The organism is Enterobacter sp. SCRI0065 (assembly GCF_059766475.1).
In genome coordinates, this window is record NZ_JCBAJB010000001.1 from 701,613 (window position 1) to 714,392 (window position 12,780).

Annotated in this window: 8 protein-coding genes; all 8 read left to right on the forward strand. The window is 53.0% G+C overall.

The window, feature by feature from the left end; translation table 11 throughout:
• Positions 1–10: 10 nt before the first annotated feature.
• The 8 genes from AC6EMZ_RS03390 to AC6EMZ_RS03425 all read left to right on the forward strand — a co-directional run bounded on the left by AC6EMZ_RS03390 (position 11) and on the right by AC6EMZ_RS03425 (position 12,763).
• On the forward strand, positions 11–3,706 hold the full coding sequence (locus tag AC6EMZ_RS03390; protein WP_498400970.1) for a DNA translocase FtsK: 3,696 nt from the start codon (positions 11–13) through the stop codon (positions 3,704–3,706).
• A 128-nt stretch (positions 3,707–3,834) separates the two neighbouring features.
• Positions 3,835–4,449, forward strand: coding sequence for an outer membrane lipoprotein periplasmic chaperone LolA (lolA, locus tag AC6EMZ_RS03395; RefSeq protein ID WP_498400971.1), 615 nt, complete (start codon positions 3,835–3,837; stop codon positions 4,447–4,449).
• A gap of 9 nt (positions 4,450–4,458) precedes the next feature.
• Positions 4,459–5,802, forward strand: a complete 1,344-nt coding sequence (gene rarA, locus AC6EMZ_RS03400; protein ID WP_498400972.1) for a replication-associated recombination protein RarA — start codon at positions 4,459–4,461, stop codon at positions 5,800–5,802.
• 92 nt (positions 5,803–5,894) lie between these two features.
• Entirely contained in the window at positions 5,895–7,187 is a 1,293-nt protein-coding gene (serS, locus tag AC6EMZ_RS03405; protein WP_498400973.1) for a serine--tRNA ligase, read from the forward strand.
• 210 nt (positions 7,188–7,397) lie between these two features.
• Positions 7,398–9,842: a dimethylsulfoxide reductase subunit A gene (gene dmsA / locus AC6EMZ_RS03410; protein ID WP_498400974.1), complete on the forward strand. Its 2,445-nt coding sequence runs from the start codon at positions 7,398–7,400 to the stop codon at positions 9,840–9,842.
• A gap of 10 nt (positions 9,843–9,852) precedes the next feature.
• On the forward strand, positions 9,853–10,470 hold the full coding sequence (locus AC6EMZ_RS03415) for a DMSO/selenate family reductase complex B subunit (protein WP_498400975.1): 618 nt from the start codon (positions 9,853–9,855) through the stop codon (positions 10,468–10,470).
• A gap of 1 nt (position 10,471) precedes the next feature.
• Positions 10,472–11,335 carry a dimethyl sulfoxide reductase anchor subunit family protein gene (locus tag AC6EMZ_RS03420; RefSeq protein WP_498400976.1) on the forward strand — a complete coding sequence of 288 codons (864 nt, stop codon included), beginning with the start codon at positions 10,472–10,474 and terminating at the stop codon, positions 11,333–11,335.
• A 279-nt stretch (positions 11,336–11,614) separates the two neighbouring features.
• Complete coding sequence (locus AC6EMZ_RS03425; RefSeq protein ID WP_498400977.1) at positions 11,615–12,763, forward strand: MFS transporter; 1,149 nt, start codon at positions 11,615–11,617, stop codon at positions 12,761–12,763.
• Positions 12,764–12,780: the final 17 nt, after the last annotated feature.

Below are 12,780 nucleotides of genomic sequence, written 5' to 3' on the forward strand. Positions count from 1 at the left end.
AGTGCTTTTCTTGAGCCAGGAATACACTGAAGACAAAGAAGTCACATTAAGTAAGTTAAGCAGCGGGCGCCGACTCCTTGAGGCGTTATTGATTCTTGTTGCCCTTTTTGCCGTCTGGCTGATGGCCGCCTTACTCAGTTTTAACCCTTCGGATCCCAGCTGGTCGCAAACGGCGTGGCATGAACCTATCCATAATTTGGGTGGGATTCCTGGCGCGTGGCTTGCGGATACGCTGTTCTTCGTTTTTGGCGTAATGGCGTACACCATTCCGGTCATCATTGTCGGGGGATGCTGGTTTGCCTGGCGTCATCGACAGAACGAAGAGTACATCGACTATTTCGCCGTTTCGCTGCGCATGATTGGCGTACTGGCATTGATTCTGACCTCCTGTGGGCTGGCGGCAATCAACGCTGATGATATCTGGTATTTTGCCTCAGGCGGCGTGATTGGTAGCCTTTTAAGCACCGCAATCAAACCTATGCTGCACAGCAGTGGCGGCACCATTACGCTCCTCTGCATTTGGGCCGCAGGCCTTACGCTCTTTACCGGCTGGTCATGGGTCAGCATTGCTGAAAAGCTTGGCGGTTTTATCCTCAACATTCTGACCTTTGCCAGCAATCGCACTCGGCGTGATGATACGTGGGTGAATGAAGATGAATATGAAGATGACGACGATTATGAAGAAGAGTCGTCATCCGCGACTCGTGGCGAGTCTCGTCGCACGCGCATCATGCGTGGTGCTCTGGCGCGCCGTAAGCGCGTCGCTGAAAAATTTGCTAATCCTTTAGGCCGCAAAACTGACGCTGCGCTTTTCTCCGGCAAACGCATGGATGATGAAGAGCAGGTGGCCTATAGCGCAGGGGGCGTAGCTGCCGATCCGGACGATGTGCTGTTCTCTGGCAATCGCGCGATGTCTACCGATTATGATGAATATGACCCGCTATTGAACGGCCATTCAGTCACAGAACCCGTGGCTGCCGCTGCGCTCGCAACTACGGCGGCGCAAGTATATGCAGCACCGGTCGAGGCAGTGATGCCTTCTGCCCCAACGTTCACGTCTGAACCCTCCATGCAGCAACCTGCGGTTGACTGGCAAACTGCGCCAGGGGTTCACACGCCTGAACCGATTATTGCCCCACAGCCCGAAAGCTATGCGCCGGTGCAACAACCGGAGCCGTGGCAGCAGCCGTACCAGGCTGAACCCGCTTACGAACCACAATCTAATCCAGAATATGCAGAACCTGTCGCGCAACCGTATCAGGAATACACCCCTGAACCGATTGTTGAGCCGCAGATTGAAGTGGAAGAGGTCAAACCTGTTCGCCCGCCGATGTACTACTTTGAAGAAGTAGAGGAAAGGCGTGCGCGAGAACGCGAACAACTGGCGGCATGGTATCAGCCGGTACCTGAGCCACTGAAAGAGCCTGAGGTTATTCGCCCTGTTACACCGCCTGCCTTTACGGCCCCGTCCGTAGATCCAATGGCATCGGTCACTCCGGTTGCCGCGGGTGTTAAACATGCCACCGCAACGGCGGCAACCGCTGCCGCTACCGCCGCGCCAGTATTCAGTCTGGCCGCAGGTGGTGCACCTCGTCCGCAGGTGAAAGAGGGGATTGGCCCGCAACTACCTCGTCCGAATCGGGTCCGCGTCCCGACACGTCGTGAGCTGGCGTCCTATGGCATTAAGTTGCCTTCTCAGCGCATGACGGAAGACAAAACCAGCGAACCTGAATATGAAGATGACGCAGAAGCAATGCATCAAGACGAACTGGCTCGCCAGTTTGCCGCGCAGCAGCATCAGCGTTACAGCGAAGAAGAGCAAACTGAGCCGCAGCAATTCTCTGCGCAGGATCATGAAGACGATGCGGCAGAGGCTGAGCTGGCTCGCCAGTTCGCTGCGACGCAGCAGCAGCGCTACTCTGGCGATCAGCCATCCGGTGCGAATGCGTTCTCATTGTCGGATTTTGAATTCTCGCCGATGAAGGATCTGGTCAACGACACGCCGAGTGAACCTTTGTTTACGCCAGGCGTTATGCCTGAAGCGGAACCCGTGCGTCAGTCGTTTGCACCACCGCAGCCTCACGTTCAAACACCACCGGTACAACAGCCGGTGGCAGTGCCACCACAATACGCGCCTCAGCAGCCTCCTGCACACGCGCAGGAAAGTTTGATTCACCCTCTGTTGATGCGCAATGGTGACAGCCGTCCGGTGCAGAGACCGACCACACCGCTGCCGTCGCTGGATCTTTTAACCTCGCCACCTACCGAGGTTGAACCTGTCGACACCTTCGCGCTGGAACAAATGGCGCGTCTGGTTGAAACACGTCTGGCTGATTTCCGTATCAAAGCGGATGTGGTGAATTACTCGCCAGGTCCGGTGATTACCCGTTTTGAACTGAATTTGGCACCTGGCGTTAAAGCTGCGCGAATTTCCAACCTGTCTCGTGACCTGGCGCGTTCCCTTTCGACCGTTGCCGTGCGCGTCGTTGAGGTCATTCCGGGTAAACCGTACGTTGGCCTGGAGCTACCTAATAAAAAGCGCCAGACGGTTTATCTGCGTGAAGTGCTTGATAATGCGAAGTTCCGGGATAACCCGTCTCCGTTAACTATCGTCTTAGGCAAAGATATCGCGGGTGATCCGGTTGTCGCCGATCTGGCGAAAATGCCTCACCTGCTGGTGGCGGGTACAACGGGTTCCGGTAAATCTGTCGGTGTGAATGCGATGATTCTGAGCATGCTTTATAAGGCTCAGCCAGAAGACGTGCGCTTCATCATGATTGATCCGAAAATGCTCGAACTGTCCGTCTATGAAGGTATTCCGCATCTGCTCACCGAAGTCGTGACTGACATGAAAGACGCAGCCAACGCGCTGCGCTGGAGCGTGAATGAGATGGAACGACGCTACAAGCTGATGTCTGCGCTTGGCGTGCGTAATCTTGCAGGCTATAACGATAAAATTGCCGAAGCGGCCCGTATGGGGCGTCCGATTCCAGACCCTTACTGGAAGCCAGGCGACAGCATGGATGCTCAGCATCCAGTGCTGGAAAAACTGCCTTATATCGTCGTACTGGTTGATGAGTTTGCCGACCTGATGATGACGGTGGGTAAAAAAGTTGAAGAGCTGATCGCCCGACTGGCGCAGAAAGCGCGTGCGGCAGGGATTCACCTGGTGCTGGCAACGCAACGACCGTCTGTAGATGTCATCACCGGTCTGATTAAAGCCAACATCCCGACGCGTATCGCTTTCACCGTCTCCAGTAAGATTGACTCTCGCACTATCCTCGATCAGGGGGGCGCGGAATCGCTGCTGGGAATGGGGGACATGCTTTATTCTGGGCCAAACTCAAGCACACCGGTTCGTGTTCATGGTGCGTTTGTGCGTGACCAGGAAGTCCATGCCGTTGTACAGGACTGGAAAGCACGCGGTCGTCCACAATACGTTGACGGCATTACCACCGAGAGCGAAAGCGAAGGCGGTAGCGGTGGTGGCTACGACGGTGCTGAAGAATTGGATCCGTTATTCGATCAGGCAGTGAACTTCATCACCGAAAAACGCAAAGCGTCTATCTCCGGTGTGCAACGTCAGTTCCGTATCGGCTATAACCGCGCGGCACGTATTATCGAACAAATGGAAGCTCAGGGTATCGTCAGCGAGCCAGGCCATAATGGTAATCGTGAAGTTCTGGCACCACCGCCGTTTGAGTAAACGACTGCTGATTGCAAAGATGGGTAACGCCACAAAAATTAAGCATTTTCTTCTGTTACCTGTCTTCGGGCAGGTTCAGAATAGTAGACAGACCCCCATTTCGGGATGACGAATTTTAAGGACTGATAATGAAAAAAATCGCAATCGTCGGAGCATTACTGACCAGCCTTGTTGCCAGCAGTGTCTGGGCCGATGCCGCTAGCGACCTTAAAAGCCGCCTGGATAAAGTCAGCAGCTTCCACGCCAGTTTCACTCAGAAAGTGACTGACGGCAGCGGTAACGCGGTTCAGGAAGGCCAGGGCGATTTATGGGTTAAGCGTCCGAATTTGTTTAACTGGCATATGACTCAGCCTGACGAAAGTATCCTGGTATCCGATGGAACAACGTTATGGTTCTACAATCCGTTTGTTGAACAGGCGACGGCGACGTTGTTAAAAGACGCGACCAGTAACACGCCGTTTATGCTCATTGCCCGTAACCAGACTAGCGACTGGCAACAGTATAACATTAAGCAAAATGGCGATGATTTTGTGCTGACGCCAAAGGCCAGCAGCGGCAACCTGAAACAGTTCACCATCAACGTGAGCCGCAACGGAACAATCAATCAATTTAGCGCAATTGAGCAGGATGAGCAGCGTAGTAGCTACCAGCTTAAATCCCAGCAAAATGGCGCTATAGACGCATCGAAATTCACCTTTACTCCGCCACAGGGCGTAACGGTGGACGATCAACGCAATAAGTAAGAGGCGTGAGTGGGCAATCTGTCGCTCGATTTTTCTGACAATGCGTTTCAACCTCTGGCCGCCCGTATGCGGCCAGAAAATTTAGCGCAGTATATCGGCCAGCAACATTTGCTGGCTGCGGGTAAACCGTTGCCAAGGGCTATCGAAGCCGGGCATCTGCATTCCATGATCCTGTGGGGGCCACCAGGCACTGGCAAGACTACGCTGGCGGAAGTGATTGCTCGCTATGCTGATGCAGACGTAGAACGTCTCTCTGCCGTGACTTCAGGCGTGAAAGAGATCCGCGAAGCCATTGAACGTGCGCGTCAAAACCGCAATGCCGGTCGCCGTACCATTCTGTTTGTTGACGAAGTCCACCGCTTCAATAAGAGCCAGCAGGATGCCTTCCTACCGCATATTGAAGACGGTACGATCTTTTTCATCGGCGCAACCACTGAAAATCCCTCTTTCGAACTCAATTCAGCATTGCTTTCACGGGCACGTGTTTATCTTTTGAAGTCGCTTACGACCGGCGATATTGAACAGGTACTCACTCAGGCGATGATAGATAAAGCGCGTGGTTACGGCGGTCAGGATATTGCTTTACCTGACGAAACGCGTCTGGCTATTGCAGAACTGGTGAACGGAGATGCACGACGGGCGCTCAATACGCTCGAAATGATGGCCGATATGGCTGAACTCGATGATGCCGGGAAGCGCGTTTTAAAACCTGAATTATTGACGGAGATTGCCGGGGAACGTAGCGCGCGTTTTGATAACAAAGGGGATCGCTTTTACGATCTTATCTCGGCACTGCATAAATCGGTACGCGGCAGTGCGCCTGACGCGGCGCTTTACTGGTATGCACGTATCATCACCGCAGGCGGCGATCCACTGTACGTTGCACGCCGCTGCCTTGCCATTGCATCTGAAGATGTCGGTAATGCCGATCCGCGAGCGATGCAGGTCGCGATCTCAGCCTGGGATTGTTTCACCCGCGTAGGGCCAGCAGAGGGCGAACGCGCTATCGCTCAGGCCATTGTGTATTTAGCCTGCGCACCGAAAAGTAATGCCGTCTATGCCGCGTTCAAAGCCGCCATGGCTGATGCGCGTGACCGCCCGGATTATGACGTCCCGGTTCATCTGCGCAACGCACCGACCAAACTGATGAAAGAGATGGGTTACGGCCAGGAATACCGCTACGCGCACGATGAGCCGAATGCCTATGCGGCAGGCGAGGAATATTTCCCGCAGGAAATGGCACAAACGCGCTATTATCACCCGACGAACAGAGGTCTTGAAGGCAAGATTGGCGAAAAGCTCGCCTGGCTTACTGGACAGGATCAAAATAGCCCTATAAAACGCTACCGTTAGCGCGATCGTTGCGGTAATGTTGGCATAGTATCTCTGTGACCGCAGGCTGTGGTCACGTTTCCCTAATTCAATTCGATAAGCACAGGATAAGCATGCTCGATCCCAATCTGCTGCGTAACGAGCCAGACGCAGTCGCTGAAAAACTGGCACGCCGAGGCTTTAATCTGGATGTAGATAAGCTCCGCGCTCTTGAAGAGCGTCGTAAAGTTCTGCAGGTACAAACAGAAAATCTGCAGGCTGAGCGTAACTCTCGATCGAAATCCATCGGCCAGGCAAAAGCGCGCGGGGAAGATATTGAGCCATTGCGTCTGGAAGTGAATAAACTCGGTGAAGAGCTGGATCAGGCGAAAGCTGAACTAGAACTTCTCCTGGTAGAAATTCGTGATATCTCGCTGGCGATCCCTAACACTCCTGATGATAGCGTTCCTGTCGGTAAAGACGAAAACGACAACGTTGAAGTGAAACGCTGGGGCACGCCTCGCGAATTCGACTTCGAGGTTCGCGATCATGTGACACTGGGCGAAATGCATGCCGGTCTTGATTTTGCAGCTGGCGTGAAGCTAACGGGCTCTCGCTTTGTCGTGATGAAAGGTCAGATTGCGCATCTGCATCGTGCATTGGCTCAGTTCATGCTCGATTTGCACACCGAACAGCATGGTTACAGCGAAACTTACGTTCCGTATCTGGTGAACCACGAAACGCTGTACGGTACGGGTCAGTTGCCAAAATTTGCAGGCGATCTGTTCCATACTCGTCCACTGGATGAAGAAGCAGACAGCAGCAACTATGCGTTGATCCCAACCGCAGAAGTCCCTCTGACTAACCTCGTTCGTGACGAAATCATTGACGAAGACGATCTGCCTATCAAACTGACAGCACACTCTCCGTGCTTCCGTTCTGAAGCCGGTTCTTATGGTCGTGATACCCGCGGTCTGATCCGTATGCACCAGTTCGATAAAGTTGAGATGGTGCAGATTGTCCGCCCGGAAACGTCTATGGATGCGCTGGAAGAAATGACCAGTCATGCAGAGAAAGTTCTGGAGCTGCTGGGTCTGCCTTATCGTCGCATGGCACTCTGCACGGGTGACATGGGCTTTGGTGCTTGCAAAACCTTCGACCTTGAAGTGTGGGTTCCTGCACAGAATACCTACCGTGAAATCTCTTCGTGTTCTAACGTCGGTGATTTCCAGGCTCGTCGTATGCAGGCACGTTGCCGCACTAAGTCTGATAAGAAAACCCGTCTGGTCCATACCCTGAATGGTTCTGGTCTGGCAGTAGGCCGTACGCTGGTTGCTGTGCTGGAAAACTATCAGCAAGCAGATGGTCGTATTGAGATTCCTGAAATGCTGCGTCCGTACATGAAAGGCCAGCAGTACATCGGTTAATTTAGCCTTAAGTAAAAAAGCGCCCTAGGGCGCTTTTTTTATAACGATGTTTTGACTGAAAGCAATAACCCCTCCCTACAAAGTAGTAATACTCCTACAAACAGATAGTCAGCATAAAACACTAATAAAGACTCATCTCGTTATATATATAACTATATAGCGGCAAATGCCGCATCTTCATTCTTTGTGAGCAACTCAAAGCGAGTATCTATGAAAATTAAAGCGCCAGATGCTTTACTGGCTGCCGAGGTTAGTCGTCGCGGGCTGGTTAAAACTACTGCGATTGGCGGCCTGGCCGTTGCCAGCAGTGCGTTCAGCTTACCTTTTTCACGTATAGCATCGGCGGCAGAAGTTATCGCGCCAATGACTGCCGCAGAAAAAGTGATCTGGAGTGCCTGTACCGTAAACTGTGGCAGTCGTTGTCCGTTGCGCATGCATGTTGTCGATGGCGAGATTAAATACGTCGAAACGGACAACACGGGTGATGATAACTACGAAGGATTACATCAAGTTCGTGCTTGTCTGCGCGGGCGTTCGATGCGCCGCCGTGTCTATAACCCGGATCGTTTGAAATACCCGATGAAACGCGTTGGTCAACGCGGTGAAGGTAAGTTTGAGCGCATCAGTTGGGAAGAAGCTTTCGATACGATTGCCAACAACATGCAGCGTCTGATTAAAGATTATGGCAATGAGTCTATTTACCTGAACTATGGCACAGGCACGCTGGGTGGCACGATGACCCGTTCCTGGCCGCCAGGTAAAACTTTGATTGCCCGTCTGATGAACTGCTGCGGCGGCTATCTCAACCATTATGGTGACTACTCTTCAGCACAGATCGCGGCGGGGTTGAATTACACCTACGGCGGCTGGGCCGATGGCAATAGCCCGTCTGATATCGAAAACAGCAAACTCGTTGTTCTGTTCGGTAACAACCCTGGCGAGACGCGTATGAGCGGCGGTGGGGTGACCTATTATCTTGAACAGGCGCGTGCTAAATCGAATGCGCGAATGATTATCGTCGATCCACGCTATACGGATACCGGTGCCGGGCGTGAAGATGAGTGGATCCCGATTCGCCCGGGTACGGATGCTGCGCTGGTCAATGCGCTGGCGTGGGTAATGATTACTGAGAATCTCGTCGATCAGCCGTTCCTTGATAAATACTGCGTCGGCTACGACGAAAAAACCCTTCCGGGCAGTGCGCCAGCAAACGGGCACTATAAAGCCTACATTCTTGGCCAGGGAAGTGATGGTATTGCGAAAACGCCTCAGTGGGCTTCAACCATCACCGGCATTCCGGTTGAGCGTATTGTGCAGCTTGGTCGTGAAATCGGTTCGGCAAAACCGGCATATATCAGCCAGGGCTGGGGTCCGCAGCGTCACGCTAACGGCGAGATTGCGACCCGCGCAATCTCAATGCTTTCTATTTTAACGGGCAACGTTGGGATCCACGGAGGCAATAGCGGCGCGCGTGAAGGCTCCTATGAAGTGCCGTTCGAACGTATGCCGACGCTGGAAAACCCAGTACAAACCAGTATCTCCATGTTCATGTGGACCGATGCCATTGAGCGCGGTACCGAAATGACGGCGTTACGCGACGGCGTGCGTGGCAAAGATAAGCTCGATGTGCCAATCAAAATGATCTGGAACTATGCCGGTAACTGCATTATTAACCAGCATTCCGATATCAACCGCACGCATGACATCCTTCAGGATGACAAGAAATGCGAGATGATTGTGGTGATCGACTGCCATATGACCTCGTCTGCAAAATATGCCGACATCATTCTGCCGGACTGCACGGCCTCTGAGCAGATGGACTTCGCGCTGGATGCTTCTTGCGGCAATATGTCCTACGTCATTTTCACCGACCAGGTTATTAAACCGCGCTTCGAGTGTAAGACTATCTATGACATGACCACTGAACTGGCGAAACGTCTCGGCGTTGAACAGCAGTTCACAGAGGGTCGTACGCAAGAAGGCTGGATGCGTCATCTCCACGAACTCTCCCGCAAAGCCATTCCTGACCTGCCGGATTTTGATACTTTCCGTAAGCAGGGCATGTTTAAGCAACGCGATCCGGAAGGGCATCATGTGGCCTACAAGGAATTCCGTCAGGATCCTCAGGCGAATCCACTGACCACCCCATCGGGCAAAATCGAAATCTACTCGGAAGAGCTGGCGAAAATAGCCTCCAGCTGGGAATTGCCGGAAGGAGACGTTATCGATCCGCTGCCAATCTATACGCCGGGCTTCGAAAACTATAACGATCCCCTTACGACTAAATATCCGCTACAGCTTACGGGATTCCACTATAAAGCGCGTGTTCACTCCACCTACGGTAACGTTGAGGTGCTGAAAGCCGCTTGTCGTCAGGAGATGTGGATCAACCCGATAGATGCGCAGAATCGCGGTATTGCTAACGGCGATCGCATTCGTATTTTCAACGATCGCGGCGAGGTGCATATCGAGGCAAAAGTGACGCCACGTATGATGCCTGGCGTTGTCGCGCTAGGGGAAGGGGCCTGGTATAACCCGGATGCAAATCGCATCGACCAGGCAGGCAGCATTAACGTGCTGACTACGCAGCGCCCATCGCCACTGGCGAAAGGCAATCCGTCCCACACGAACCTCGTTCAGGTTGAAAAGGTGTAAGGAGTAACCGATGACAACCCAATATGGATTTTTTATTGATTCAAGTCGTTGCACCGGTTGCAAAACCTGCGAACTGGCCTGTAAAGATTACAAAGACTTAACCCCGGACGTCAGCTTCCGCCGTATTTATGAATACGCGGGTGGCGACTGGCAGGAGGACAACGGCGTCTGGAACCAGAACGTGTTTGCCTATTACCTGTCGATCGCCTGTAACCACTGTGAAGATCCGGCCTGCACCAAGGTGTGTCCGAGCGGCGCGATGCACAAACGTGAAGACGGTTTTGTGGTCGTGGACGAAGACGTCTGCATTGGCTGCCGATACTGCCATATGGCCTGCCCGTACGGTGCGCCGCAGTACAACGCCGCGAAAGGTCACATGACCAAATGCGACGGTTGCCACTCGCGCGTGGCCGACGGTAAGAAACCGATTTGCGTGGAATCCTGCCCGCTGCGTGCGCTGGACTTCGGCCCGATTGACGAACTGCGCCAGAAGCACGGTACCCTTGCGGCGGTCGCTCCGCTGCCGGGGGCGCACTTTACGAAGCCGAGTATTGTGATTAAACCTAATGCCAATAGCCGTCCGACGGGTGATACCACCGGCTATCTGGCTAATCCGAAGGAGGTGTAAAATGGGAAGTGGATGGCATGAATGGCCGCTGATGATTTTCACCGTCTTCGGACAATGCGTGGCGGGCGGGTTTATCGTTCTCGCGTTAGCCTTGCTCAAAGGTGATTTACGAGCTGAGCAGCAACAGCGTCTGATCTTGAGCATGTTTGGCCTGTGGGTGTTAATGGGGATTGGTTTTGTTGCCTCGACCCTTCACCTTGGGTCACCGCTGCGGGCGTTCAACTCGCTGAACCGCATTGGAGCATCATCGCTCAGTAACGAAATTGCCAGTGGTGCAATCTTCTTTGCGATAGGGGGCTTAGGTTGGCTCCTGGCTGCAATGAAAAAGCTACCTTCTGGTCTGCGTGGCCTGTGGCTCATCGTGACCATGGTACTTGGTGTGGTGTTTGTATGGATGATGGTTCGTGTTTATAACACTATCGATACCGTTCCAACCTGGTACAGCATCTGGACGCCGATGAGCTTCTTCCTGACGATGTTCATCGGCGGTCCGCTGTTAGGCTTCCTGCTTCTGCGTGTGGCAGGCGTTGATGGGTGGGCAATGCGTCTGCTGCCAGCCGTTTCGTTGTTGGCGTTAGTTATCAGCGCGGTTGTTGCGCTCATGCAGGGTGCTGAGCTGGCGACTATCCATAGCTCAATCCAGCAAGCGTCTGCCCTGGTACCTGACTACGGTTCGCTGATGGCCTGGCGCATCGTCCTGCTGGCGGTCGCGCTGACCTGTTGGGTGCTACCGCAGGTGAAAGGGTATCAACCCGCGCTGCCTTTACTGTCATTGGCCTTCGTGCTGGTGTTGGCAGGGGAGTTAATCGGGCGCGGCGTCTTCTACGGTCTGCATATGACTGTCGGGATGGCTATCGCGAGCTAAAGCATCGCGTAGTTATAACGAGTCGGGGCAATTGGATTGCTCCGGCTTTTTTATTTTCTATCATGAAATTTTTCAACTGAGCATTAATATTTATTTGTTGCTTAGATTAATAAAAACAATCAGATAAGTATTGTGTATGGCACTCACCGCTTAAGGAGGATTAGTTTTTTAAATCGACAGGGAACAAATCGTGCGAGGCCGCTAAGCCTATGGATTGACTTTGTTTTTAGCGGTGGCATGATGCGCTCGAAATCTTTACTTCCTCACGGTTTTTAATCCATGTCCACCTATTCTCGGCCAGTGCTGCTGTTGCTCTGTGGCCTGCTTTTGTTGACGCTGGCGATTGCGGTTTTAAATACGCTCGTCCCGCTATGGCTTGCCCATGAACATCTACCGACCTGGCAGGTTGGTATGGTCAGCTCGTCTTATTTTACCGGCAACCTGCTGGGAACATTGCTGACGGGGAAACTGATTAAGCGCTTTGGCTTTAATCGTAGCTATTATGTCGCGTCACTTATTTTTGCCGCCGGATGTGTTGGACTGTGCGTGATGGTCGGCTTCTGGAGCTGGATGGCGTGGCGATTTATCGCGGGTGTCGGCTGCGCGATGATCTGGGTTGTCGTAGAAAGTGCTCTGATGTGCAGCGGGACATCACGCAACCGTGGACGTTTGCTGGCAGCGTATATGATGGTTTATTACGTCGGTACGGTGCTGGGTCAGTTAATGATTAGCAAGTTGCCGACCGACCTGATGAGCGTGCTGCCTTGGGTTACCGGGATGGTACTGGCGGCAATCTTGCCGCTGCTTTTCACCCGCATTGTAAACCAGAGCAGCGAACATCAGGAAACCACGCAGGTTTGGCCGATGCTCCGGTTACGCCATGCGCGCCTTGGTGTTAACGGCTGTATTATTTCAGGTATTGTGCTGGGTTCACTGTACGGCTTAATGCCTTTGTATCTGAATCATCAGGGCGTAAGCGATTCTGGCATTGGTTTCTGGATGGCGGTCATGGTCAGTGCGGGGATTGTCGGCCAATGGCCTATTGGCAAGCTTGCCGATCGCTATGGACGACTGCTGGTACTGCGTGTACAGGTCTTCGTGGTGATTCTGGGTTGTCTTGCGATGCTTGGTAATGCAGCAATGGCACCTGCGCTGTTTATCCTCGGTGCGGCGGGCTTTACGCTTTATCCGGTGGCAATGGCCTGGGCCTGTGAAAGAGTTGAGCACCATCAACTGGTGGCGATGAATCAGGCTCTGTTGCTCAGTTACACCATTGGCAGCTTGTTGGGGCCAACCTTTACGGCCATGCTGATGCAAAACTATTCCGACAATCTGCTGTTTATCATGATTGCCAGCGTGTCGTTTATCTACCTGTTGATGCTGCTGCGTAAAGCGGGCGAGCATCCTACGCCAGTGGCTCACGCCTGATATTAAAAAGCCCGGAA

What these genes read in the sequence shown, in the direction of transcription:
- serS (WP_498400973.1), top strand. Translation starts at nt 5,895, where the DNA reads ATGCTCGATCCCAATCTGCTGCGTAACGAGCCAGACGCAGTCGCTGAA.
- AC6EMZ_RS03420 (WP_498400976.1), top strand. Translation starts at nt 10,472, where the DNA reads ATGGGAAGTGGATGGCATGAATGGCCGCTGATGATTTTCACCGTCTTC.
- dmsA (WP_498400974.1), top strand. Translation starts at nt 7,398, where the DNA reads ATGAAAATTAAAGCGCCAGATGCTTTACTGGCTGCCGAGGTTAGTCGT.
- AC6EMZ_RS03415 (WP_498400975.1), top strand. Translation starts at nt 9,853, where the DNA reads ATGACAACCCAATATGGATTTTTTATTGATTCAAGTCGTTGCACCGGT.
- lolA (WP_498400971.1), top strand. Translation starts at nt 3,835, where the DNA reads ATGAAAAAAATCGCAATCGTCGGAGCATTACTGACCAGCCTTGTTGCC.
- AC6EMZ_RS03425 (WP_498400977.1), top strand. Translation starts at nt 11,615, where the DNA reads ATGTCCACCTATTCTCGGCCAGTGCTGCTGTTGCTCTGTGGCCTGCTT.